This window comes from Aquamicrobium sp. NLF2-7, from assembly GCF_022359935.1.
GTDB classification, from domain to species: Bacteria; Pseudomonadota; Alphaproteobacteria; order Rhizobiales; family Rhizobiaceae; genus Mesorhizobium; species Mesorhizobium lusatiense.
This window is the reverse complement of record NZ_JAKSED010000003.1, coordinates 108,327-132,234: the sequence shown is the minus strand read 5'-3', so window position 1 is coordinate 132,234 and position 23,908 is coordinate 108,327. Positions and strand designations below refer to the sequence as shown.

The 23,908-nt window shown below is 66.0% G+C and carries 18 protein-coding genes; 6 read left to right on the top strand and 12 right to left on the bottom strand.

Annotation, left to right across the window (positions count from 1 at the left end; all coding sequences use genetic code 11):
* The first annotated feature begins 149 nt into the window (after positions 1–149).
* Positions 150–3,323: a TonB-dependent receptor gene (locus MIC97_RS19165; RefSeq protein ID WP_239801584.1), complete on the top strand. Its 3,174-nt coding sequence runs from the start codon at positions 150–152 to the stop codon at positions 3,321–3,323.
* Between the two features lie 10 nt (positions 3,324–3,333).
* Here MIC97_RS19165 and MIC97_RS19160 read toward each other — a convergent pair whose 3' ends face one another.
* From MIC97_RS19160 to MIC97_RS19130, 7 genes are all read right to left on the bottom strand, one after another.
* Positions 3,334–4,434: an aminotransferase class V-fold PLP-dependent enzyme gene (locus MIC97_RS19160; protein ID WP_239801583.1), complete on the bottom strand. Its 1,101-nt coding sequence runs from the start codon at positions 4,432–4,434 to the stop codon at positions 3,334–3,336.
* Positions 4,427–5,263, bottom strand: coding sequence for an ATP-binding cassette domain-containing protein (locus tag MIC97_RS19155; RefSeq protein WP_239801582.1), 837 nt, complete (start codon positions 5,261–5,263; stop codon positions 4,427–4,429). Before MIC97_RS19155 ends, MIC97_RS19160 begins: the two co-directional genes overlap by 8 nt.
* The gene (locus MIC97_RS19150; protein ID WP_239801581.1) at positions 5,260–6,057 is read right to left on the bottom strand and encodes an ABC transporter ATP-binding protein; all 798 of its coding nucleotides are present in this window, start codon (positions 6,055–6,057) and stop codon (positions 5,260–5,262) included. Before MIC97_RS19150 ends, MIC97_RS19155 begins: the two co-directional genes overlap by 4 nt.
* Positions 6,054–6,884 (bottom strand): ABC transporter permease, encoded by an 831-nt coding sequence (locus tag MIC97_RS19145; RefSeq protein WP_239801580.1) that lies wholly within the window; start codon positions 6,882–6,884, stop codon positions 6,054–6,056. The genes MIC97_RS19150 and MIC97_RS19145 overlap by 4 nt, the downstream gene beginning before the upstream one ends.
* Entirely contained in the window at positions 6,881–7,870 is a 990-nt protein-coding gene (locus MIC97_RS19140; protein WP_239801579.1) for an ABC transporter permease, read from the bottom strand. The genes MIC97_RS19145 and MIC97_RS19140 overlap by 4 nt, the downstream gene beginning before the upstream one ends.
* Positions 7,871–8,171: 301 nt before the next feature.
* Positions 8,172–9,776, bottom strand: coding sequence for an ABC transporter substrate-binding protein (locus MIC97_RS19135; RefSeq protein ID WP_239801578.1), 1,605 nt, complete (start codon positions 9,774–9,776; stop codon positions 8,172–8,174).
* A gap of 349 nt (positions 9,777–10,125) precedes the next feature.
* Positions 10,126–10,404, bottom strand: a complete 279-nt coding sequence (locus MIC97_RS19130; RefSeq protein ID WP_239801577.1) for an usg protein — start codon at positions 10,402–10,404, stop codon at positions 10,126–10,128.
* A gap of 436 nt (positions 10,405–10,840) precedes the next feature.
* Between MIC97_RS19130 and groES the strand changes: the two genes are divergently transcribed.
* From groES to MIC97_RS19115, 3 genes are all read left to right on the top strand, one after another.
* Entirely contained in the window at positions 10,841–11,155 is a 315-nt protein-coding gene (gene groES, locus MIC97_RS19125; RefSeq protein WP_239801576.1) for a co-chaperone GroES, read from the top strand.
* Between the two features lie 69 nt (positions 11,156–11,224).
* Entirely contained in the window at positions 11,225–12,850 is a 1,626-nt protein-coding gene (groL, locus tag MIC97_RS19120; RefSeq protein WP_239801575.1) for a chaperonin GroEL, read from the top strand.
* A 77-nt stretch (positions 12,851–12,927) separates the two neighbouring features.
* Positions 12,928–13,137: a hypothetical protein gene (locus MIC97_RS19115; RefSeq protein ID WP_239801574.1), complete on the top strand. Its 210-nt coding sequence runs from the start codon at positions 12,928–12,930 to the stop codon at positions 13,135–13,137.
* Between the two features lie 108 nt (positions 13,138–13,245).
* Here the strand turns inward: MIC97_RS19115 and MIC97_RS19110 are convergent, their stop codons facing one another.
* On the bottom strand, positions 13,246–14,901 hold the full coding sequence (locus tag MIC97_RS19110) for an FMN-binding glutamate synthase family protein (protein ID WP_239801573.1): 1,656 nt from the start codon (positions 14,899–14,901) through the stop codon (positions 13,246–13,248).
* A gap of 236 nt (positions 14,902–15,137) precedes the next feature.
* Here MIC97_RS19110 and MIC97_RS19105 point away from each other — a divergent pair, with 236 nt between their 5' ends.
* Together MIC97_RS19105 and MIC97_RS19100 are read left to right on the top strand one after the other, a co-directional pair.
* Positions 15,138–15,524, top strand: coding sequence for a hypothetical protein (locus tag MIC97_RS19105; RefSeq protein WP_239801572.1), 387 nt, complete (start codon positions 15,138–15,140; stop codon positions 15,522–15,524).
* A gap of 43 nt (positions 15,525–15,567) precedes the next feature.
* Positions 15,568–16,014 carry a universal stress protein gene (locus tag MIC97_RS19100; RefSeq protein ID WP_239801571.1) on the top strand — a complete coding sequence of 149 codons (447 nt, stop codon included), beginning with the start codon at positions 15,568–15,570 and terminating at the stop codon, positions 16,012–16,014.
* 51 nt (positions 16,015–16,065) lie between these two features.
* Here MIC97_RS19100 and MIC97_RS19095 read toward each other — a convergent pair whose 3' ends face one another.
* From MIC97_RS19095 to MIC97_RS19080, 4 genes are all read right to left on the bottom strand, one after another.
* Positions 16,066–17,796, bottom strand: a complete 1,731-nt coding sequence (locus tag MIC97_RS19095; protein ID WP_239801570.1) for an ABC transporter ATP-binding protein — start codon at positions 17,794–17,796, stop codon at positions 16,066–16,068.
* Positions 17,793–20,399: an ATP-binding cassette domain-containing protein gene (locus MIC97_RS19090; RefSeq protein ID WP_239801569.1), complete on the bottom strand. Its 2,607-nt coding sequence runs from the start codon at positions 20,397–20,399 to the stop codon at positions 17,793–17,795. Before MIC97_RS19090 ends, MIC97_RS19095 begins: the two co-directional genes overlap by 4 nt.
* 75 nt (positions 20,400–20,474) lie before the next feature.
* Entirely contained in the window at positions 20,475–22,655 is a 2,181-nt protein-coding gene (locus MIC97_RS19085) for a TonB-dependent receptor (RefSeq protein ID WP_239801568.1), read from the bottom strand.
* A 122-nt stretch (positions 22,656–22,777) separates the two neighbouring features.
* Entirely contained in the window at positions 22,778–23,776 is a 999-nt protein-coding gene (locus tag MIC97_RS19080; RefSeq protein WP_239801567.1) for an AraC family transcriptional regulator, read from the bottom strand.
* Positions 23,777–23,908: the final 132 nt, after the last annotated feature.

Sequence of the window (23,908 nt, the reverse complement as noted above, 5' to 3'; positions counted from 1 at the left end):
CGTGCCCATCCGGCGCGTGCCGGCAAAAAATATTTGCAGACAGGCCCGAATATTTCCGGCCCCCGATTGTAACAGCCTGAGGAGACCGTGTTACCCAGCAAACAGGCAGGCGAGTCCAAATCTTTCTCGATCGATCGGAGTCGTCTGCAATGGGTTACGCGTTCAGCAATCGGGCTGTGTTCAGGGTTGGCCGCAAGGCCTTTGCCGCCGCCTTGCTCGGCACCACGGCCTTCGCCGTTCTTCTGCCCGCCACCATGGGGCCGGCAACGGCGCAGTCTGCGCAGATCAGCTTCAACATTCCGGCCGGCCCGCTCAGCCAGGCCATAACCGCCTATGGCAGGCAGGCAGGGCTTCAGGTCACGTTCCTGGCCTCCACGGCCGCCGGCAAGACGACCGCCGGCTTCAGCGGAACCGCCACGCGCGAAGGCGCGCTGTCGCGGCTCCTGTCCGGCACGGGGCTGAGCTATTCCTTCACCGCTGCCAACACGGTCGCCATCTCGACCGTGCCCGCTACCGCCGGCACGGCCAGTGCGGCCGGCTCGGTGGTGCTCGATACCATCGACGTGACCGCGCAGGGCGTGGGCGATGCGCCGTTCCGCACGCCTGCAGCGGTCAGCACGACGACGGCCGCCAATCTGCAGGGGCGCTATGGCGGCGACGTCAACCAGGCACTGCGCAACACCCCCGGCACGTTCTCGCGCCCCGGTGGCAACCAGCCCGGACTTTCCGTCAACATCCGCGGCATGAGCGGCTATGGCCGCGTCAATTCCATGATCGACGGCGTGCCGCAGACCTTCCGCAACGGCGCCGGCCACGGCGCCTATGGCGGCACCTATCTCTATTTGCAGCCCGACTTCATCGCCGGCGTCGACATCACGCGCGGTGCGGTTTCGGGCGCGGCCGGTTCGGGAACGCTGTCGGGCGCGGCCAATTTCCGCTCCATCGGCATCGACGACATCCTGCTTCCCGGCTCCAACGCCGGCGTGATGACCAAATGGAAGGTCGGCTCGAACGGCTATGACTGGAGCGGCATGACCGCTGCCGGCATGCGCACCGCCATCAATGGCGGCGAGGGCGAGATGAGCGTCATGGGCGCCTGGGCCGACAGCCAGAGCAAGGACTACCGCAACGGCGACGGCACCACCTTCTACGAGCGCAACCGGCCGCTCGGCGGGCTCGGCAAGATCGAGATCAAGCCCAACGACACCCATGCACTGAAGCTGGGCTGGGTCTATTACGACAATGATTTCCGCAATTCCGGCTATATGTGGGGCGTGAAGAACAACACCTATTCGCTGAACTACGCCTTCACGCCGGACAGCAATCTCTTCGACACGAAGATCAACCTCTACTACAACAAGGCCAACATGCTCTACGACCCCGGCGCCGGCGGCGGCAGCTATGCGGGTCGTGAAACCGACGCCATCTCCTTCGGCGGCGACATCACCAACACCAGCACCTTCGACCTGACCAACGGCTTCGGCCTGAAGCTCGACTATGGCGCGTCCTACCACATGGACGACTACCGCGTTTCGGAACGGCGCGGCGTGAACCAGCCGGGCAAGCTCGCCAAGGCCAGCGCCTTCACCGACGCAACGCTCTCCTACGGCATGTTCGATTTCATCACCGGGCTGCGCTACGACCACTGGCACCTTTCCGGCACCCGGCAGGCAAGAACGCAGGGCACGGGCGCGGGCGGCTCCGCCGAATGTCCCGTGGGTCCGGAAAACTGCCCGGCCGAGCATGTCTCGCGCGATGGCGGCAAGGTCAATCCGAAATTCACACTGGCGGCCAACCCCACCAACTGGCTCCAGCTCTACACCACCTATTCGCACACCTACCGTCCGCCCACCGCGCAGGAGTCCTTCTGGGGTCTGGTCGGCATCGGCGCACAGCTCGGCAGCGGCATCTTCAACAACATGGATCTCAAGCCCGAAACCAGCAAGGGCTGGGATCTGGGCTTCAACATCGCCAAGAACGACCTGTTCTTCGAAAAGGACGCCGCGCGCCTGAAGGTCGGCTACTTCGACAACCGCATCAGGAACTACATCACCAACGGCACCATCAGCATGGAGCGCTGCGCGGGCGCCGCCGAATGCTGGTACGACACGGCGATGTGGATCAACGTGCCGGGCACCACCCGCATGCGCGGCGTCGAGATCGAGGGCGGATATGATGCCGGCTTCGCCTACGCCAACTTCTCCTACACCAATGCTAAAACCAAGACCCCCACTGGCGGCATGGTCGGCGCTGGCGGCAATGCGGACATCGACATTCTGCCGGAAGATTACGGCATGGTCGATGTGGGGCTGCGCTTCTTCGACGAGAAGCTCACCCTCGGCGGCAAGGCCCGCTATGTCGGCAAGGGGACCTATGCGACCATCAACTTTTTCGGTCCCGACGCGACCTTCACGGATGTCCCCTCGCACACGCTGTTCGACATCTACGGCTCCTACGACTTCAACGAGGCGAGCCGGCTGTTCTTCTCGGTCGAGAACGTGGGCAACAAGGTCTATGCCGTTCCGCTGAGCGGCGACGGCGTGCAGCTTGCCGGCAAGGGCCGCACCTTCATCGCCGGCTTCAGCACCAAGATCGGCGTTCCGGGCATGTCCTCGAAGCCCGCCGACCCGGATGCCGGCATCATGGCGGCGATCGCGGCCCAGAAGGGCGGCGTGGTCGCGCCGGCTTCCTATGACTGGAGCGGCTTCTATGCGGGCGTCAGCGCCGGGCACGACTGGTCGCGCAACGGCAACGACTATGCGCTGGATGCCTCGGGCGTATCCTACACCAACTCCTACAGGCAGCGCCTCGAAGGCTTCCTCGGGGGCGTCTATGCCGGCTACAATCACGACTTCGGCAACGGCTTCGTGGCTGGCGTCGACGCCGACCTCAACATCGCCGACAGCTCCGGCGGGCCGGACACGTTCAGCATCTACCGCGCCAACGCATCGGATTACCTGAATGCGACGCTGAAGTCGAAGCAGAGCTGGTCGGGAGCGCTCAGGGGCCGCATCGGCTATGCCTATGGCCGCTACCTGCCTTACGTCGCGGCCGGCGTCGCTGTAGCCGGATACGAGCACGAAGCCTCCTTCGCCAATGGCTGGTTGGCCACGCCGCGCGATCCGGTCAGCGGCTCCAAGACCCATACCGGCTTCACCATCGGCACCGGCATCGAGCATGCCGTGACCGGCAAGGCGATCGTCAGGGCCGAATACCGCTACTCCGACTATGGCAGCGCCGACTTCTCCGCTGCCGGTCTCGACCGCAAGATCGGGATCGACAGCTCGCACGACCTGCGCTTCGGCCTGAGCTACAAGTTCTGAACGGGTAGCTTCAAGCGTTCCAGACGGCATCGACGGCGGCTTCGGCCGCCGTTTCGCTGACAGCAACGCCCGCCTCGCGCAGGACGCGGGCAACGGCGCGGATGCCGGCCAGAACCGTTTCCCGGGCAGCGCGGGGGCCGGTATGATCGAGGCGCAACAGCCTCGAAGCAACCACGCCGACCCCGGCGGACAAGCCCGCCGCAACCGCCGCCCCATGCTGCGCCAGCCTGTGCGAATCCAGCCCTTCTGGAAGCAGAATGGTGGTGACGAGCCGCGAGGCCTCGTTTTCATCGCTCACCCACAGGCGCGCGCCAAGCGCTTGCAGCCCGGCGCGGGCGGCGCGCTGGGCGCGCAGATGGCGGGCGATGGTGCCGGCGATGCCTTCCGCCTCCACCCGGTCGAGCGCGGCTTCCAGCGCGTGGAACTCCAGCGCGGACGGCATACCGGAAAGCAAGCCGCGCCCGGCATCCAGCCAGTTGCGCTTTATATCCATGAGCGACAGCACCGAGTGCCGCGGCGCGTCCGGCCGGTCGATGGCCTGCCATGCGCGCGGGCTGACGCAGAGCGCTGAAATGCCGGCCGGCCCGCCCAGCCCCTTTTGCGGGCCGATGACGGCGAGGTCGATGCCCAGCGCGTCCACATCCAGCTCGTGTCCACCCGCGGAGGCCACCGCATCGACGAGCAGCAGCGCGCCATTTTCGCGCGCCAGCTTCGCGATTTCGGGCAGCGGATTGAGGATGCCGGACGCCGATTCCGCATGCACCAGCGCCACCAGATCGATGCCGTCCGCGCCGGCCAGCGCCTGCGCCACCGCTTCGACGGTGGCGGGCAGGCCGGGCTCCCCCTTAAGTTCAACGACCTCTGCGCCCGCACGCTTCAGCCACCCGCCGAACAGCTCGCCATAGGGGCTGGTGACGATGTTGAGCGCGCGCAGGCCGGGCCGGCCGAGGCTGGTCGCTGCCGCCTCCAGCGCCACCACGGCTTCCGCCTGCACGAACACCACGTCGTTGCCGGTGCCGATCAGCGCTGCGATGCGGTCGGCAAGCCTTGCGTAACCCGCGGCAGGATAGGGTGGCAGGTCGAGCAACGAATGGCGGTCGAAATCAGGCATTTCGGGATGCTTCCCCATGAGGTTGGGAGGTGTCAGGTTGGGAGGTGTGGGGCCGGGGGATGTGAAGGCGGGGGATGGCCGCGACCAGCGCGCGGCCGGTTTCCGATTGGGGATCGGCGACAACCGTGGCGGCGGGGCCTGCTTCCACGATGCGGCCGCGATCCATGATGGCGATGCGGTGCGAGACGGCGCGCACAACGGCCAGATCGTGCGAGACGAACAGATAGGCAAGGCCGCGCTCGCGCTGAAGGGCAACCAGCAGGTCGAGGATCTGGCCGCGCACGGTGACGTCGAGCGCCGACACCGCCTCATCGAGCACGATCAGCTCCGGCTCGGTGGCCAGCGCGCGGGCGATGGCGACGCGCTGGCGCTGGCCGCCGGAAACGGCATGGACGGGCCGCGCCGCGAGATGTGCCGGCAGGCCCACGCTGTCCAGCAGCTCCGCGATCCGGCGCGGGCGCTCGGCGCGGGAGGCGAGCCCGTGAATGCGCAGCGGATCGGCCAGCACGTCGGCCACGGTGGCGCGCGGATTGAAGGCGGCGGAGGGATCCTGAAACACCATCTGTATGCGCTTGCGCATGGCGCGCAGCGCCTTGCCGCTCAGCGCGCCGAGGTTTTCGTCGCCGAAGGCGATGGTGCCGGAATCCGGCTCGATCAGCCGCATCACCACCCGCGCCAGCGTGGACTTGCCGCTGCCGGACGGCCCCACCAGTCCGATGGTTTCGCCGGCCGCCACCGACATCGACACATTGTCGAGCGCCTTCACCTCGCGCCCGCCCGAGCGGTAGGTTCTGGTGAGGTTGTGAACGGCAAGCAGCGGCGCTATCATGGCTGCTTCTCCGTGATCAGCGGCGGCGTGTCGAGCCCGATATGGCTGGCAAGCAGCTTGGCCGTGTAGGCCTCTTTCGGCGCGCCGAGCAGCGCGGCGGCGGGGACGGCCTCCACCAGCCGCGCATCGTGCAGCACGGCGATGCGGTCGGCGAAACCGGAGGCGAGCGCGATGTCGTGGGTGATGAAGATCAGCGTCATGCCTTCGGCACGAACCAGCTCGTCGAGCAGCGCCACGATTTCGGCCTGCACGATGGTGTCGAGCGCGCTCGTCGCCTCGTCGGCGATCAGCAGCGACGGCTCGCCCGCGATGGCCGCCGCTATCGCCACGCGCTGGCGCTGGCCACCTGAAAGCTGGTGCGGATAGGCGGCAAGCGCACGGTCGGGATCGGGAATGCGCACCCGTTCCAGCAAGGCGCGGGCGCGCTCCCGCGCCGCGTGGCGCGTGAGCCCGAGATGCAGGCGCGCGACTTCGGCGATCTGCCGGCCGACCGGGATGACCGGGTTGAGGCTGGCGCCCGCATCCTGAAACACGAAGCCGATGTCGCGACCCGCGCGCGGCGGCGCGGCAAAGCCCGGCCAGCCGATGCGGCCCGCAATGCGCGCTTCCGGCGGCAGCAGGCCGCCCAGCGCCAGAGCCAGCGTCGACTTGCCCGAGCCGCTTTCGCCGATGACGGCCAGCCGCTCGCCTTTGAGAATGTCGAGGTCGAGGCCCTGAAGGGCCACATGCTCCCCCTCAGCGGTGCCATAGGTGACGGTCAGACCATGCAGAGTGGCAAGCACAGTACCGCTCATGGCCGCGCCTTTCTTGACGCGAGCGCATCCGAAAGCCCCTCGGCCAGCAGATAGACGCCGAGCACCGTGACGACGAGGCCGATGCCCGGCACAATGGACAGGAACGGCGCGGAGCGCAGCACGTTGCGCCCCTCCGCGATCATCGAGCCCCATGTGACGATGTTGGGATCGCCGAGACCGAGGAAGGAAAGGGCGGATTCGATCAGCACCGCGTTGCCGACGATCACCGCCGCCAGAGCCAGCACCGGCGGCAGCGCATTGGGCAGCACTTCGCGCAGCGCGATTTCGGTCGGATGCATGCCGATGACGCGCGCCGCCGCCACATAGTCGCGCTCGCGGATCGACAGCACCTCGGCGCGCGCCAGCCGGGCAGGGCCGGTCCATGCGCCGAGCGCGATGGCGAGGATGACCACGGGCAGGGACGCGCCGGAAACGCTGACGAAGGCCAGCGCCAGAAGAAAGCCCGGCACGGTCTGGAAAGCGTCCACGACGCGCATCAGCGCCTCGTCCACCAGCCCGCCGGCAAAGCCCGCTATCGTGCCGACCAGCGCGCCGAAAATGATGGAGACAGCGGCAGCCGCCAGCCCGACGGCCAGCGAAGCCTGCGCGCCGTGGAACAGCCCGGCCAAAACGTTGCGGCCGAGCCGGTCGGTGCCGAGCGGAAAGGCCGGGTCGGTGAAGGGCGGCGTCAGCGGCGGTCCGGCAATCGCCAGCGGATCGCCCGGAAAAAGAAGCGGTGCGCTGAGTGCGGCCAGAACCAGCAGGGCCAGCAGCACCAGACCGGCCACGCCGGCGGGAGACCGCAAGAGGCGTTTTATGGCGCTCATGCCGCCACCTCGTTCGCGCCGACGCGCGGATCGAGAAACGCATAGGCCATGTCGACGGCAAGGTTCACCAGAATGACCAGCACGGCGCTGACGAGGATGATGCCGGTGAGCAGCGGCGCGTCGCGCCCGGCCACGGCCTCCTGCGCCAGCCGCCCGAAGCCGGGAATGGCGAAGACGCTTTCGATGACCACGCTGCCGCCCAGCATCGAGGCGGCGTGCAGGCCCAGCATGGTGACGAGCGGCAACAGCGCGTTGCGGGCAATGTGGAACACGGCGATGCGCGCCGGCCCTATGCCCCGCGCCCGGGCTGCCAGCGCATAATCCTGCCGCCAGGCTTCCGCCATGCCGGCGCGCATCATGCGCAGGAACAGGGCGAGATAGATCAGGCCGAGCGCTGCCACCGGCAGGGCCAGATGCCATGCGATGTCGCGCGCCCGCGCCAGCCCTTGCTTGCCCGACGCGATGGTCTCGATGCCGGAGGTCGGGAACCAGCGCAACTGCACGGAAAACAGCACGATCAGCACGAGGCCCAGCCAGAAGCTCGGCACGGCATAAAGCGCCAGCGAGCCGGTGGAGAGCAGCCGGTCGCGCCAGCTTCCCGGTTTCGAGCCGGCAACGATGCCGAGCAGCGAGCCGGCGGTGAAGGAAAGCCCGACCGCGCCGACCATCAGCCACAGCGTGTTGGGCAACCGCTCCGCGATCAGCCCCGCGATCGGCCGGTTGAAGGTGACGGACCAGCCGAGATCGAACCGGGCGAGCGAAGTGAGATAGAGCCACAGCCGCGACAGGGTGGAGCCTTCGAGGCCATAGCTCTGGCGCAGCGCCTGCACCAGTGCCGGATCGCCGCCGCCGATGGACAGAAGATAAGCGTCCGCAGCATCGCCGGGCGCAAGCTCCAGCAGGAAGAAGGCCCCGACGATGACGATCAGAAGCACCGGAATGCTGCTGATCAGCCTGCGCCGGAGAAGGCGAAGCGCACGGTTCATGCGTCAGACTCCAGAGCATTTCGCAGGCAGACGGAATCGTCTGACGTGGCACAAATGCGACCACGGAAAACAAGCTGGAGCAGCGGCGCTGCGTTCTTCAGAACGCCGGCTGCCCCGGATCGGTTCGGGTTTCGGAGGCAGCGGCCCGCAGCATCCCTCCGCCACTGATCCCTTCCCGCGAGAGAGGGAATTGCGAGAGGCCAGCCCCTTGTGGAGGGGTAAGGGCAGGGGTGCTTCATGCGCGACCATCGAAGTTCCATGCCCCGCCAAAAATTGCTCCGGCGGGGCAGGCCATGACCTGTCACGCGTCCAGTTCGGTGTCGGCCCAGCTGGAAACCGCCCAGCGCGGATTGTTGGACACATTCTTCACCTGTGAGCTTGCCACGGTGATGAAGCCCCAGTCGGCCACGTTGATGATCGGCAGGTCTTCAGCCACCAGCACCTGAAGCTGCTTGTAAAGCGCGGTGCGCGCGGCCGTGTCGACCGTCTCGCCAGCCTTGTCGATCAGAGCGTCGATCTCCTTGTTCTCGTAGCCGCCCTGGTTGGAGAAGGGCACGCCGGCCGGTGTGCCGGAACGCACCAGAATGGTGGTGGAGATGGCCGGATCGCCGCGGAACACGGTGGGCGCGACGGCGAGGTCGAAATCGTGGTCGGTGTAGACCGCCTTCTGGTGCGCGGCGGCATCGTTGTTCACCACCGTGGCATCGATGCCGACAGCGGCCAGCGCCTGACGCAGATAGTCGCCGAACTGGCGCGTCTCGGTGAAGTAGGGCGCGGGCAGCAGGCGCAGCGCGAAGCGGGTGCCGCCGTCCTTGCGCGGATAGCCGGCCTCGTCGAGCAGCGCGTTGGCCTTGTCCACGTCGAACGGATAGAGCGGCACGTCGCCATTGTAGAATTCAGGCGCGTTCTTCGGCACGATGCCGGTGGCCGTCTCCGCATAGCCGAGGAAGATGGTGCGCACCACGAAATCGCGATCGATGGCGTGCGCGATGGCCTGCCGCACCTTGACGTTGGCCAGTTCCGCGCGGCGGTGGTTGATCTCTACGCCAAGCTGGTAGGTCAGCGCCTCATAACCCTTGGAATACACCTCGATGCCCGGCACTTTCGAGATGCGGTCTAGGTCGGTCAGCGGCACCTGGCTGAAGGCGGCAAGCTGGATTTCGCCGGCTTCCAGCGCGCCTGCCGCCGCGGCGCGGTCGGGCAGCACGCGGAAAATGATCTCGTCGAGCTTCGGCTCGCCTTCGCCCCAGTAATCGGGGTTGCGCTCCAGCCGGTAATATTCGCCCGGACGGTGCTCGGCGAAGCGGAACGGGCCGGTGCCGACGAGCCTGTTGTTGGCCTCGCTGGCGGCAATGTCGGCCTCGCCCTCGAAGATGTGCTTCGCCACCACGCTCGACACCACCGGCAGCGCGTTGCGGATGAGCTGGAACGGCGTCGGCTTCGCAAAGCGGAACACGGCGGTGTGGTCGTCCGGCGTGTCGACGGTTTCGAGATTGGCGAATACCAGCCGGCCGAGGTTTTGCAGCGGCTTCCACACCTGAAGGGCGGAGAAAGCGACGTCGGCCGAGGTGAAGGGCTTGCCGTCATGCCACTTCACGCCCTCGCGCAGTTTGAAGGTGGCCGAAAGCCCATCGGCCGAGCCCTCCCACGAAGTGGCGAGGCGCGGCGCCAGCCCTCCCTCGCCATCGAACGAGGCTTCGGCCAGCGACTCGATGACCTTGGAGGCGACGAAAAAAACGCCGTTCGAGGCGACGATGGCCGGGTTGAGGTTGCGCGGCTCGGAATCGGCGGCGACGACGAGGCGGCTGCCGCTCTGGGCGAAGGTGAGCCGGGGCAGGGCGGTGGAGGCCAGCAGAAGTGCCGAACCCTTGAAAAGGGTGCGCCGGGAAAGGGAAACCATGTTCATTTTCTGCTCCGCCAGAACGCGTTGAGGAAGTGGATCGATGCCCGGTAGCACGATGCCCGATGGATCACGAAGTCCGGCAGCGTCCGGAATTGGCGGCATTCTCCTGCAAGCCCGGACCCTCATACAGGGATGAAATCCTGCGGATCGCCGCATGATTAGAATTATCTCTTACATATGCGGCGTCAACGGGAAGGAGATGGCGTGGACCTAAGCATATTGCCCGCTGGACCGGCCAGCAGGCAAATGTAGACGCTATGGGCTGCTCATATCGGCGATCCGGCTTGCCGGTCGCGGCCGGTTCGCGCCGCGTCAGGGGAAAGCCCTCGGTGATCCCGCTCGGGGTCTGCCCTCAGTGAATGGAGATCTCCCTGTCCACCGCGCGCCACTCGGCGGGCGTGATCAGGTGGTGATGGGCAACCCGCACCGAATGCAGCGGGCCATCCAGCTCCCGCGCCCAGTAATCGAGGAAGCTCTTCAGCTCGGGGAAATGCGGAGACAGATCATATTCCTGCCAGATATAGAGCTGGAGCAGGGAAGGGTGATCGGGCAGATGGTAATGGATTTCGGCCGTGGTCAGGCCGTAGCCCATCATCTGAAGCTGGAAATCGCTGCGTGCCGTGGTTGCCATTGGTACATCCTTGCGCATGTCGTGTGTGCACGTCTTGTGAACGTGTCCGGGGGCTGGTCCTGTCCGGACCGCGCCTGCCCCGGTCGCAAGGCGACGGTCGGATGCGGGTGACGCCGGGATGAAGGCGGGCCTGTTTCGTAACCTCCCTTGCGCGCTGCCGCCGGCACCATTCCACCCACACCTTCACAGTGTGGCCGATCATCGTTCAAATTCAAGATCGAAAAGCTTTGCCGGTGTAAAAAACATTGTGATTTCATGGCACTAGCAATCATGTGCTGCGAGTGCCAAAATTTTTGCCGACACCTCTTGAAACCCGAAATCCGCGAAACCAGATCGATAGCCGCGCGACGCCGGAAAGGGTCGCGCGTGCCGTTCCGCTCCGCACGATCCGGGCGGAACGGTGCAGTTCGTTTGTCCGTGAGAGGAGAACAAAGACATGACGTTCCGTCCCCTGCATGACCGCATTCTGGTGCGCCGCATCGAGGCCGACGAAAAGACGGCCGGCGGCATCATCATCCCCGACACCGCGAAAGAAAAGCCGCAGGAAGGCGAAGTCATCGCCGTCGGCCCCGGTGCCCGCGACGAAAGCGGCAAGCTGGTCGAGCTCGACGTGAAGGTCGGCGACCGCATTCTGTTCGGCAAGTGGTCCGGCACCGAGATCAGGCTCGACGGCGAAGACCTGCTCATCATGAAGGAAAGCGACGTGATGGGCGTGATCGAGCAGCCCACCACGCTGAAGAAGGCCGCCTGACGGATTCTTCGACCATCAACCAGTCCCAGCAACCAGTCAACGAAAGCTGCCTATTGAAGGAGTGATCCAATGGCTGCCAAGGAAGTCAAGTTCAACACCGAAGCCCGCGAGAAGATGCTGCGCGGCGTCGATATTCTCGCCAATGCGGTGAAGGTGACGCTCGGGCCGAAGGGCCGCAACGTCGTCATCGACAAGTCGTTCGGCGCGCCGCGCATCACCAAGGACGGCGTTTCCGTCGCCAAAGAGATCGAGCTTGAGGACAAGTTCGAGAACATGGGCGCGCAGATGGTGCGCGAGGTTGCCTCCAGAACCAACGATCTGGCCGGCGACGGCACCACCACCGCCACCGTTCTGGCGCAGGCCATCGTCAGGGAAGGCGCGAAGGCCGTCGCCTCCGGCATGAACCCGATGGACCTGAAGCGCGGCATAGACAAGGCCGTGGATGCGGTGGTGGCCGAACTGAAGGCCAATGCCCGCAAGATCACGAAAAACGACGAGATCGCGCAGGTCGGCACCATCTCGGCCAATGGCGACACCGAAATCGGCCGCTTCCTGGCCGAGGCCATGCAGAAGGTCGGCAATGAGGGCGTCATCACCGTCGAGGAAGCAAAGACCGCCGAGACCGGGCTGGAAGTCGTGGAAGGCATGCAGTTCGACCGCGGATATCTCTCGCCCTACTTCATCACCAATCAGGAGAAGATGCGGGTGGAGCTGGAAGAGCCCTATGTGCTCATCCATGAGAAGAAGCTGTCCAACCTTCAGGCCCTGCTGCCCGTGCTCGAAGCGGTGGTCAAGTCGGGCAAGCCGCTGCTCATCATCGCCGAGGATGTGGAGGGCGAGGCGCTGGCCACGCTGGTGGTCAACAAGCTGCGCGGCGGCCTGAAGATTGCTGCCGTCAAGGCTCCGGGCTTCGGCGATCGCCGCAAGGCCATGCTGGAAGACATCGCCATCCTCACCGGCGGCACCGCGATCAGCGAGGATCTCGGCATCAGGCTGGAGAACGTCACGCTGGAGATGCTCGGCCGCGCGAAGAAGATCGTCATCGAAAAGGAGAACACCACCATCGTCGACGGTTCCGGCAGGAAGGAGGAGATCGAAGGCCGGGTGAAGCAGATCAGGGCCCAGATTGAGGAAACGACCTCCGACTACGACCGCGAGAAGCTTCAGGAGCGGCTGGCGAAGCTCGCCGGCGGCGTTGCCGTCATCCGCGTCGGCGGCTCCACCGAAGTGGAGGTGAAGGAAAAGAAGGACCGCGTCGACGATGCGCTACACGCCACGCGCGCGGCCGTCGAGGAGGGCATTCTGCCCGGCGGCGGCGTTGCCCTGCTGCGCGCCGCAAAGGCGCTGGACGGCGTGAAGACCGACAACGAGGACCAGAAGCACGGGGTGGAGATCGTGCGCCGGGCCATCGAGGCGCCGGTGCGCCAGATCGCAGAGAATGCCGGTGCGGAAGGGTCCATCATCGTCGGCAAGCTGCGCGAGAAGCCGGAGTTCTCGTACGGCTGGAACGCCCAGACCGGCGACTATGGCGACCTGTTCGCGCAGGGCGTGATCGACCCGGCCAAGGTGGTGCGCACGGCGCTTCAGGATGCGGCTTCGGTCGCCGGCCTGCTGGTCACCACCGAGGCCATGATCGCCGAGAAGCCGAAGAAGGAAGCCGCCCCGGCAATGCCCGCCGGAGGCATAGACTTCTGATCCGGTCGTGAAAGGCCCGCTTCCTACAAAAAGGGGAGCGGGCCGTCACCGACGGGTCGCAGGACGATGTGACGACAATGCAGCTTTCAGACCACGTTCCACCGCCAACGCAGCCGGCCGGTGCGTTTCTGGCGCATGAAACGGAATGCCGGAAGGTATTCCTGCCCCTGCTGGAAGACCTTCTCGACAAGGCCGAACAGGCCGGCTGGGACCGCCGCACGGTTGCCTCGACGCTGATGTTCCTTTCGGCGAAGCAGGTTTCCGCCGCCGGCAGCCGGGATTCCTGAAAACAACCGGGCACCAGACAGAAAAGACCTCGCCGGCCGGCGAGGTCTTGTTATTTTGCACGCCCTTTCAGGCCCGCCGCATCGCAGCGCAAACCGCGGGAAGGCGTATCAGGCGGCCTTGCGCCTCTGGAACGGTCCGTGCGGGATTTCCGGCGGCGCGAAGGATTGCGCGTTGGCGCGGTCCCAGCGGCTGTACCATTCGGAAAGCTCGGGAATTTCCTTGCCCGCCACCAGAAAACCTTCCGGCAGATAGGGGTAGGCCTCGTTGCCGTCGAGGAACTCGTTGTCCTTTTGCCGGAACATGAAGTGGTAGGGCATGAAGTCGCTCGGATTGGTGAGGCCGGCGGCACCGGCGATCTCGCCCAGCGCCTTCATGGTGTTGCGGTGGAAGCGGGCCACGCGCTCGCTCTTGTCGCCCACGTCGATGGCCCGCTGGCGTCCCTTGTCCTGGGTGGCGATGCCGACCGGGCAGCAATTGGTGTGGCAGGCCTGCGCCTGAATGCAGCCGATGGCGAACATGAAGCCGCGCGCCGCGTTGCACCAGTCGGCCCCCAGCGCCAGCGTGCGCGCGATGTCGAAGGCGGTGATGATCTTGCCGGCGGCTCCGATCCTGATCTCGTCGCGGATGCCGGCGCCCCTCAGCGTATTGTGCACGAAGGTCAGCGCCTCCAGCATCGGCATGCCGACGCGGTTGGCGAATTCCACCGGGGCAGCGCCCGTGCCGCCTTCCGCGCCGTCGACGACGATGAAGTCGGGCATGATGCCGGTTTCCAGCATGGCCTTGACCATGCTCATGAATTCGCGCCGGTGGCCGATGCACAGCTTGAAGCCGACCGGCTTGCCGTCGGAAAGGGTGCGCAGCTGATCGATGAACTTCATCAGGCCGACGGGCGTGGAGAAGGTGCTGTGGGCGGCCGGGGAAACGCAGTCCACGCCCATGGGGATGCCGCGCGCCTCGGCGATTTCCGGCGAGATCTTGGAGGCCGGCAGCATGCCGCCATGGCCGGGCTTGGCGCCCTGGCTCAGCTTGATCTCGATCATTTTGATCTGCGGATCGGCGGCCAGCACCCTGAATTTCTCGGGCGAGAAGCTGCCGTCGTCGTTGCGGCAGCCGAAATAGCCGGAAGCGATCTGGCAGATGAGGTCGCCGCCGCCCTGACGGTGATAGCGGCTGATGCTGCCTTCGCCGGTGTCGTGGGCGAAGCCGCCCTTGCGGGCCCCGGTGTTGAGGGCGAGGATGGCATTGGCCGACAGCGAGCCGAAGCTCATGGCCGAGATGTTGTAAAGGCTGGCGCTGTAGGGCTGCCGGCAGGCCGAGCCACCGATGCGGACGCGGAAATCCGTATCGGCGATGGTGACGGGCGTGGCCGAGTGGGTCAGCCACGCATAACCGGACCCATAGACGTTCTCGATGGTGCCGAAGGGGCGCTTGTCCTCGACGCCCTTGGCGCGTTGGTAGACGAGCCCGCGATCCTGCCGGCTGAACGGCACCTCGTCATGGTCGCCCTCGATGATGTACTGGCGGATTTCCGGCCGGAAGCTTTCCAGCAGGAAGCGCAGATGCCCGACCACCGGATAGTTGCGCAGGATGGAATGGCGGCGCTGGCGCACATCGTGCACGCCGAGCAGGAACAGCGCGCCGGCGATGACGGCGGGCATCAGCAGCCACTTGCTGTAGAGCGCGGCCCCGGCAAGCGATGCGAATGTGATGAGCGCGACGCTCACGAACACGGTGTAGCGTTGGTAGGAGAGGATGGTCGTCACGATATCGGGATTCGTTCTTTATGGCGGGCGGAGCCGGCCTGATTTGACGGGACCTGATTCAGCCGCAGCATGGAAAGGCCGCTCCGGCGATTCGCCTATAGCACATATCCTGTAACAGTAACTGTGGCGCAAAGACGTTATTGTCATCCGCGACAATAGTCGTTCTCTGTTTTCTTGATCCGTATCAAGGCAAGGTGCTCAAGCCCCGGCATTGTGGAAGAAAAGGAGACCAGAGCATGACGGCACTGAAGGACCTGACACCGAACTTCCGCCACGTGAGACTTCTTCTCGCGCGGACCGCAGGCCACCCGCAGGGCGACCGCGAAGAGGGCTACGATCTTCTCGTGCCGCTGGACGAGGCCGGACGCCTCGACGCCGCCACATGGAAGACCCATCAGGCCTTCTGCCGTGTCCGGCGCTTTTCCGATGATGGCGACGAGCGCATCGGCCGCCTGCGGCGCAAGCCGGGCGGGCAATGGTATTTCGACTATGAGGAAGGCGACGCCGACAACGAGATCGGCTTCCGCCTCGGCGAGGAAAGCTTCGTCACCGGGGAATATGTCTCGATCATGCAGGACGGAACCATGCAGACTTATCAGGTAGCGCGGGTCGAGAAACCCTGATCATATGAAGGCCGCAGATCACGCAACAAAAGCGAGGGTGAAGATGTACAGGCATATCCTTATTGCGACCGATGGGTCCGAACTGGCTGCGAGGGGCATCGAGCAGGGCCTTGCCCTTGCCGGCCCGCTGGGAGCGAAAGTGACGGTGCTGAGCGTGTCGCAGCCTCTGGACACCGCAGCCGCACGCGCCGCCGCCATCGGCGGCATCGCCGATCCGATCGGCCGCTACGACCAGCAGATCGACGAGGAGATGAAGAACCGCTTCCGCTCGATCGAGGAGCGCGCCGCCGAACATGGCGTCGTGGTGGATCTGCTGCACGAGATCGACGACCATCCGGCCGAGGCCATCGTGCGCACGGCGAAACTGAAAAACTGCGACCTGATCGTCATGTCCTCGCATGGCCGGCGCGGAGCCGCGCGGCTCATTCTGGGCAGCCAGACCTCCGAGGTGCTGGCGCACACCACGCTGCCTGTTCTGGTGGTGCGCTGACCGCACCGAAATGCCGCAGCCCCGGAAGCGGGGCTGCGGCACAGCTGACCATCAGGATCGGGGTGTATCCTGATGATCGAGGGTCCAGTCGCGGGCGCTGCGGCGATGGCTCCAGTAGGCGGCGAAGCGGCCGCCGGCGGCGATCAGCGCCTCCCGTTCGCCCGCCTCTACGATGCGTCCGCCTTCGACGAAGACCACATGATCGGCGCGGGCGATGGTTTCCAGCCGGTGCGCGACGACCAGCACGGTGCGATGGCCGAAACGGCTGAGCGCTGCGGCCACCGCCACCTCGTTCATGGTGTCGAGACCGCTGGTGGCTTCGTCCAGAAGCAGGATCGGCGCATTCTTCAGAAGCGCGCGGGCGATGCTGACGCGCTGGCGCTCGCCGCCCGACAGATTGCCGCCACCTTCGCCGACAGGCGCATCCCAGCTGCCCAGCCGCTCGACGATCTCGTCGACGCAGGCGGCTTTCGCGGCTTCCATGAACTCGGCCTCGGTGGCAGCCGGGCGCGCAAGGCGGATGTTCTCGGCAATACCGCCCTCGAACAGCTGGACGTTCTGGAACACGATGGACAGCTGGTCCATCAGGGTCGCCGGCGCATAGGCGCGCACATCGTGCCCGCCGACCCGCACTTCGCCCTCGCTCACGTCATGCATGCGCGCGATCATCGACAGGATGGTGCTCTTGCCGGATCCCGACGGCCCGACCAGCGCCGTGGTGCTGCCTTCCGGCACGTCGAAGGTGATGCCGTTGAGAATGTGGTTGCCGTTGGCGTGGAAATGCACGTTGCGGAACGCGATTGCCGGCGCCTGCGGCACCGCATCGCGCGCCGGCGACGGCAGGGCCGGAACGTCGAGCACGGCCAGCGTGCGCTGCGCCGCCGCATGGGTCGATTCCAGCGCCACGAACAGATCCGACAGCGTGTTCAGCGGCTCCAGAAAGCGCAGTACCACCACGATCAGCGCCACGGTGCGGGCGGCATCCATGGCCCCTTGCGCATACATCAGCGCCAGAATGGCGATCATCGCCACCAGCGTGGCCTGCATGGCCAGCGAAAACAGCAGCGTGCCGGGCACGGTGAACCAGATCAGGCGCAGGCTCTTCGCCTTCTGGGCCTCGATGGCTTCGCCCAGAGGCGTGCCGGCGGTGCCGGTGCGCCCGGCCGCGCGCAGCACGAGCTGGTTGCGGGCAAACTCGTCCGTGCGGGCCGCGGCTTCGCCGGAAGCGGCGGAGAAGTCGGCTTCCGCGCGGCGGATGAAGCCGCCTCCCGCGAGCAGCGCGCCAAACAGGAGCGGCACGGCAATGAGCGCCGCGACACCCAGCGGCCACGCCACGAACAGCAGGCCGAGCGCGATGGCCGGCGGCAGCGCGATCGAGATCAGCGCCTGCGTGCCCAAATTGACGGTGCTGGCGAACAGCTCCGGAACCGCACCCGCCAGCGCCCGCTTTGCCTTTTCCTGCTCCCCGGTGCCGAACCAGCCGATCGGCACGGCAAGCAGATGGTCGACGAGGCGCGTGTTCATCGACATCATCATGGCAAGGCCGAGATCGAAGGCGCGCACCACCATGCGCCGTTCCAGCATCCAGCCGGCCACCACGCAGGCGGCCAGCGCGGCGAGCCACGGCAAGGCCGCGCGCGGTTCGGGCGAAAACAGGGCGCCCAGCAGCGGCACGAGCAGCAGCGCCGACAGCGCCCTGAGTGCCGCCGCCGTGAGGCCGAAAAGCGTGAACAGCGGAAGGCGGGCACGTGCCTGCGGTGGAAACAGGGAGGCGACGATCATGATGCCTTGCCTTCTGCTGCCATCGTTTCAGGCTCAGGTGCCTTCGTTTCGGGCGGCCGCTTTTCGCCGGCCTGCCACAGGTCGCGATAGAGGCCGGGGCGGGTGAGCAGCTCTTCATGGCGGCCGCGCTGGACGATGCGCCCGTCCTGCATCACGGCGATGCAGTCGGCATGGACGATGGTGTGCAGGCGATGCGCCACCACCAGAACGGTGCGCCGCCCGATGAGCGCGCCGAGCGCCTTCTGCACCAGATGCTCGGACTCGGGATCGGCGAAGGCCGTCGCCTCGTCGAGCACGAGGATGGGTGGATCGGCAAGCAGGGCGCGCGCGATCGACAGGCGCTGCGCCTCGCCGCCGGACAGGCGCACCTCATCCCCGACGATGCTGTCATAGCCGCGCGGGGCGGCCACGATCCGCTCGTGGATCTGTGCCGCACGCGCCGCATCCTCGATCTCGGCCATGGAGGCACCGGGGCGGGCAAGGGCGATGTTGTCCTTCAGCGACCCCCTGACCAGCCGCACATCCTGAAAGACGAAGCCGACGCTGCGTTGCAGCGCCTCCGGCGTCACGTCGCGGATGTCGATCTCTCCATCGCGTGTAGCCAGCCGGATGCTGCCTTCGGTCACATCGTGGAAGCGCCCCGGCAGGCCGGCCAGCGTCGACTTCCCGGCGCCGCTCGGGCCGACGAGCGCGGTCAGCGTGCCGGGCGCCAGAACGAGATCGATGGATTTCAGCACAGGCTTGCGCGGCCGGTAGCCGAAGCTGACCTCCTCGAAGCGCAGCCCGAGCGGTCCTGGCGGAATGGCGCCGGTGGAACGTCTGCGGTCTAGCTCGGTTTCCTCCAGCAGGTCGCCGATGCGCCGCGCGGCCTGCCTTGCCTCGCGCATGGGCACGAAGCCGTAGAGGACGGAAGTGATCTGCGCGCCGAAGGCGGTGCCGAGGAACAGGAACGGCAGGAGGTCTGCCGCCTCCATGCGCCCGGAGATGATGCGCCAGCTGCCGACAGCCACGATCAGCAGCAGGAAGGACGGCGGCTGGATGGAAAGCTGGGCCGCCACCTTGCGCCCCGCCATCGGCCGCTGCCAGCCATTGATGAAACTGGCCTGTCCCTCAAGCACCGAGCGCACGGAGCGCCCGTCGCCGCCGAAAACGCGCACCACCGGCAGCGCGTCGATGAAGGCGCCGGCGGCGGCATTGGCGCGCTTGGTCCAGTTCGCGTATTGCACCAGCTTGTCGGCCACGCCGCGCATCATGTTGGCGAACAGGAAGACGAAGGCGAGCAGCGGCACGAACAGCAGCCCGGCCAGCGCCGCATCGACCGTGAACAGATAGGCGATGGCCGCCACCGGCGTGACGATGCCGGCGACGATGTCGGGCACGGCATGAGTGACCATGTAATGCAGCCGGCCGGCATCCTCCTGCACGGCCTGCTGCACGCTTGCGGCGTTGCGGTCGGTGAACCAGCCGAGCGGCAGCCGCGCCAGCTTGGCGATGATGGATTGCCTGAGCGTATGGCCGAAGCCGGCATCGACCATGTGAAGCCACAGCATCAGCACCGCCGAAAGCGTCGCCGCCGCGCCATAGAGGACGACCGCCCAGATGATCAGCGGCGAAAGCGCATCCCAGCTTTTCTCTCCGCCAAGGAGGCGGCGGCCAAGCTCGGCCAGCAGCACCAGCGGCGCAAGCTGCATCAGCGAGATGATGGCCTGCAACAGGCCGGCGGCGCGCAGCTTCCAGCGCAGGGAATCGAGAAGCTCCTGTCCGCGCTGCGAGCGCCAGCGGGGCTTTGCCGGCGCGGCTTCGCGTGCAGCCACCGCCTCGGCCGGCGGCGGGAGGGGGGCCGGCTCGGCCTCGGCCGCGCCGCTTTCCTTGCGCAGCCGCATGGCCTTGCCCCTGATCCAGTAGGCGGCATGCTTGATGTCGGTCAGCGGAAAGCCGTGGGTCTGGTTGAGCGTGGCGCGCAGCACCTTGATCGCGGCGTTTTCGGCGGCCACCCAGGCATACCAGTTCGACCAGTCGCGCACCGGAACCGCTTCGGCCAGCGCATTGGTGCCGGGCCCGGTCCAGATCACCTCTGCGCCCGGATGCGGCGTCACCGGAATATCGCGATCCTCGGGCAGATGCGCCTGAAGGATGACCACGATGTCGGCCTCCGGCGGCAGCACTTCGAGGATGGCGTTGATGGCCGGAAGGGCGGCAGGATCGCCCATCAGCAGATAGCCCTCCGGGTTTTCCGGCGGCTCGAACTTGTGGAACATGTAGTAGGAGGCCGCGATGGTGTCGCCGGGCTGCGCGGCGGCGGCCCAGGCCGAGGCCGGCCCCATCGGCTGGTGCAGCACGAAGTCGAAGCTCACCTCGCCCTTTTCAGCATCCGGCTCCACCAGCGTGTAGCCGCGCTGGTGCACCTTGTCCGGATCGTCCGGGTCCGGCGCCCACAGCCGCACGAAGGAGGCGGTGGGGGTCTCGCGGCCGTCGATCATGGTCGGGGCCGAAAAACGGATGCGCCGGTAGCCGGGCGTCAGGTCCGTCACCGACAGCACCGTCATGATGTGATCGGTGGCCCCGAGGGCCTTCATCATGGTCCGCTGGAAACGCGCGCTCATCGGCCGCCCCGCAACAGGGCGACCGGGTTGCAGAAAGACATCATGTCACTTGCCCCGTGTGCGGATCGCGCGCCGTCACCAGCGCACGGAGGAGCCGATGCCGACCACCCGGCCGCGACCGAAATAGGCGGTGGTTCCGCTGGCTCCGCCGGGCATGAGCGCCGGATAGGTGAAGGCGTAGGACAGCGGGCGCTCGTCGAGCAGATTGCGGCCGAAGGCGTAGATGCGGAAATTGTCCTTTTCCCAGCCGATCTCCGCATTGAGGATGTGATAGTCGTCCATCTTCGCGGCATTCTGGATGTCGGCATAACGGGTGCCGACATACTGGTAGGTGCCGCTGAGCGTGATCTCGCCGGGCAGCCCCACCGCATCCGCCAGGAAGCGGTAGGAGAGCCCGACATTGGCGGAGAACCCCGGCACCTGCGGCACCTCGTTGCCCGGCAGCGCGCCCAGACTGAGGGAATTCGCCGAGACATCAACGAGACGCGAGCCGATCAGCGCACCGCCGACCGTCAGTTCCAGCCCATCGGCCAGCGTGGCGTCGACATTGGCCTCGATGCCATAGCTTTCAAAATTCTGGTTGGTCATGAAGGGCAGGGAGGTGTTCGTATCAAATCCGACGACCTGCCCGTCCTTGACGTCGTTGTAGAAGATGGCGCCGCTGACGCGCAGCCTGTCGTTGATCTCGGCCTTGGTGCCGATCTCATAGGTCCATGACGTGGCCGGCAGGAAGGCCTCGGTGACCAGTCCGTAACCGGCATAGGAGGTGGTCTTCTCGAACCCGCCGGAGGAATAGCCGCGCGCCAGCGAGACATAGCTCATGGCCCGGTCGTTCCACTCATAGGACAGCGCCATGCGCCCGGTCACATATGTGTCGCTGAATGTGTTGTCCTGCTGGAAGGCCGGCAGCGTGCCCGGAAAGCCGTTGGAAACATAGAGCGCGTCCAGCTTCTGGCGGTCATGGGCCACGCGCAGCCCGCCGGACAGATTGAAGCCCTGTCCCAGCGGCGCGCTGGCGTCGGCGAAGGCCGCCACCGTCTGGCTTTCGATGCGGTTGTCGAAAGTGCCGTTCATGGTCGGCGCATACATGCCGGCGTTCTGAATGCGGTAGCTGGTGTAGTCCGACCTGAAATAGCTGGCGCCGGCCACCCACTGGATCGTCGAGCCCTCATTCGAGTTGAGGCGCACCTCCTGATTGAAGACCCGCTCGCGGTCGTTCAGATCCACCTTCTCGGCGTTGTGATCGTTGAAATAGGCCGGCGGCAGGCCGGTGATGCGGCTGAAGATGAAGGCGTCGGTGAAGTCGCCCTTGTTGTGGATCTTCACGTCCTGATAGCTGGTCGTCGAGGTGAGCGTGAACGGCTCGAATTCCTTCGCCACCTTGAGGGAGCCATTGGCGACCTGCTGGCGGTTGTCGGGGCGCACATCCGCGCCGCTCTCCGGGAAATTGGGGGATTCCAGCCACACGAAGGCGGAATTGTGCCGCGTCTCCTTCGAGAAGCCGCCGCTGAGGTCGATGGTGAGCGTGTCATCGGGCGTGTAGCGCACCGAGGCCTTGCCGGCCCCCAGCTGCGCGCCGCCCTCCTTCTGGCCGGTGATGGGGTTCGGCACGTCGCCATCGTAATTCTGGAAGCGCAGCGTGCCGCGGCCGGCCAGCACGTTCTCCAGCAGCCAGCCGCCGGTGGTGCCTTCGAGGAAGGCATGGCCGTCGGAGCCCAGCTCGCTGCTGAGAATGGTTTCGCGGGTGCCGTCGGCGGGCTTGCTGACGATGTTGATCGCACCGGCAAAGGCGTTGCGGCCGAAGGTGGTGCCCTGCGGCCCCTTCAGCACCTCGACCCGCTCCATGTCGAGGATGGGCGCGCCGATGCCCGACAGCGTGGTCGGCACGCCATCGACGGAAATGCCGATGACGCTGTCGAGCGAATTCATGGCCGTGCCCAGCGTGCTGAGGCCGCGCATGGTCATGTAGCTTTCGCCGAAGCGGCCGAAATCCAGGAAGTTCGTGCCAGGCGACTGTCGGGCAATTTCCGTGATCGGATCGAGCGTCGCAGGCGGCACGTTGCTCTGGTCGAGGATGGTGGTGGCGACGGGAAGCTTCGCATCGTCCTGCGGGCGCTTGGTGCCGGTGACCACGATCGGCGCAAGCACAATAGGCGCATCAGCCGTTTGCGCGAAAGCCGTCTTCGCCGGCAAGCCGGCGCCTAGCAGAGCCAGTGCGGTGGTGGAAATCAGACGCGTGCGCGTGATGGTGTTCATGCAGATGCCCCGGAGTTTGCGAACAGGGGCTATGAATACCGGCCGGCCTGTTCCTGATACCAGCACTCAACTTTCGCGAAACGCAGGCAAACATTCGCGAAACCCAATAGATGGGGTGGCGATCAGATCACATGCATGGAGCGCGCCGGCTGAAATTCCGCGCGCGGCGGATGGCCGAAATGCTTCCTGTAAGCTGCGCTGAAGGCCGAGGGCCGGGAAAAGCCGACCCGCCGGCCCGCTTCCGAAACCGAAAGCCGGTGCTCCTGAAGCAGGACCTTCGCCATCATCAGCCGCTGCTCGCGCACATGGGCAAAAATGGTCTTGCCGAACACCGTCTTGAAGTTGGCCTGCAGGGAGGTGACGTTGATGCCGACCCGGCGCGACAGCTCCATGGTGGTGGGCGTGGCGACGAGATCGGCGTCGAGGATTTCGCGCGCATGCATCACCCGGTCATATTCGCGGCGGCCGAGCAGGGCGACAAGCCGGCGCTCATCCTTCAGCGCCTGCGCCGCCTCGATCACGAAGGCCAGCGCCTTGCTTTCCAGAAACAGCCTTTCGAGCTGCCCCGTATAGGGATGGTCGAGGCACAGTCTGGCGATTTCGGTGATCAGGGGCGAATGCGAGATGACGCCCGTGCGGAAGCCGCCCTCCATCAGTTCCCGCAGCGCCATCAGGCCGTCGTCGGCAACGCCATCGGCAAACCGCTCGAAGAAGGAAGGCCGCAGCACGAAGCCGGCGGAGGTGAAATGCGCGCCCTGCCGGAGCGGCGTCGAATAGCGAAGCGGCGCGTTGAAGCCCATAAGAGACACCTGCTGCGGATAGCGCACGAAGCGGCCGTAGCCTTCCACCATGGAGGTCACCGGCCCGCCGCTGAGAAGGATGCCACAGACCAGCGCCGGCTCCATCTCGACGGCAAAATTCTGGTTGCTGGCATAGGTCACGTCACTGGCGCTCAGCGTCAGGCCGGGCTGCACCTCCAGCGCCAGCAGCCTTCCCGTATAGATGGGCGTTTCCATGATGCGGGGGCCGACATCGACCGGCTCGACGCCCAGCGCAAGCTCGGCGCCGAGGCGCACGAGATCGTTGAGGGTCATTCCCTGCTCAGGGATGCGGTTGTCCATGAATCGCCATTTCTTGCATTCTCTCGCCCGTGATGGGGAATCCGACTGCAATATCAGCCGGTTTACTACATAATATGATTATAATAATCAAGTTTATACCATATCCGATCGCCATGGCGGCCGGGTCCTCTG

Bases quoted from the DNA above. Each gene is read 5' to 3' on its own strand.
- MIC97_RS19165 (WP_239801584.1), top strand. From the start codon at position 150: ATGGGTTACGCGTTCAGCAATCGGGCTGTGTTCAGGGTTGGCCGCAAG.
- MIC97_RS19160 (WP_239801583.1), bottom strand. From the start codon at position 4,434: ATGCCTGATTTCGACCGCCATTCGTTGCTCGACCTGCCACCCTATCCT.
- MIC97_RS19155 (WP_239801582.1), bottom strand. From the start codon at position 5,263: ATGATAGCGCCGCTGCTTGCCGTTCACAACCTCACCAGAACCTACCGC.
- MIC97_RS19150 (WP_239801581.1), bottom strand. From the start codon at position 6,057: ATGAGCGGTACTGTGCTTGCCACTCTGCATGGTCTGACCGTCACCTAT.
- MIC97_RS19145 (WP_239801580.1), bottom strand. From the start codon at position 6,884: ATGAGCGCCATAAAACGCCTCTTGCGGTCTCCCGCCGGCGTGGCCGGT.
- MIC97_RS19140 (WP_239801579.1), bottom strand. From the start codon at position 7,870: ATGAACCGTGCGCTTCGCCTTCTCCGGCGCAGGCTGATCAGCAGCATT.
- MIC97_RS19135 (WP_239801578.1), bottom strand. From the start codon at position 9,776: ATGAACATGGTTTCCCTTTCCCGGCGCACCCTTTTCAAGGGTTCGGCA.
- MIC97_RS19130 (WP_239801577.1), bottom strand. From the start codon at position 10,404: ATGGCAACCACGGCACGCAGCGATTTCCAGCTTCAGATGATGGGCTAC.
- groES (WP_239801576.1), top strand. From the start codon at position 10,841: ATGACGTTCCGTCCCCTGCATGACCGCATTCTGGTGCGCCGCATCGAG.
- groL (WP_239801575.1), top strand. From the start codon at position 11,225: ATGGCTGCCAAGGAAGTCAAGTTCAACACCGAAGCCCGCGAGAAGATG.
- MIC97_RS19115 (WP_239801574.1), top strand. From the start codon at position 12,928: ATGCAGCTTTCAGACCACGTTCCACCGCCAACGCAGCCGGCCGGTGCG.
- MIC97_RS19105 (WP_239801572.1), top strand. From the start codon at position 15,138: ATGACGGCACTGAAGGACCTGACACCGAACTTCCGCCACGTGAGACTT.
- MIC97_RS19100 (WP_239801571.1), top strand. From the start codon at position 15,568: ATGTACAGGCATATCCTTATTGCGACCGATGGGTCCGAACTGGCTGCG.
- MIC97_RS19095 (WP_239801570.1), bottom strand. From the start codon at position 17,796: ATGATCGTCGCCTCCCTGTTTCCACCGCAGGCACGTGCCCGCCTTCCG.
- MIC97_RS19090 (WP_239801569.1), bottom strand. From the start codon at position 20,399: ATGAGCGCGCGTTTCCAGCGGACCATGATGAAGGCCCTCGGGGCCACC.
- MIC97_RS19085 (WP_239801568.1), bottom strand. From the start codon at position 22,655: ATGAACACCATCACGCGCACGCGTCTGATTTCCACCACCGCACTGGCT.
- MIC97_RS19080 (WP_239801567.1), bottom strand. From the start codon at position 23,776: ATGGACAACCGCATCCCTGAGCAGGGAATGACCCTCAACGATCTCGTG.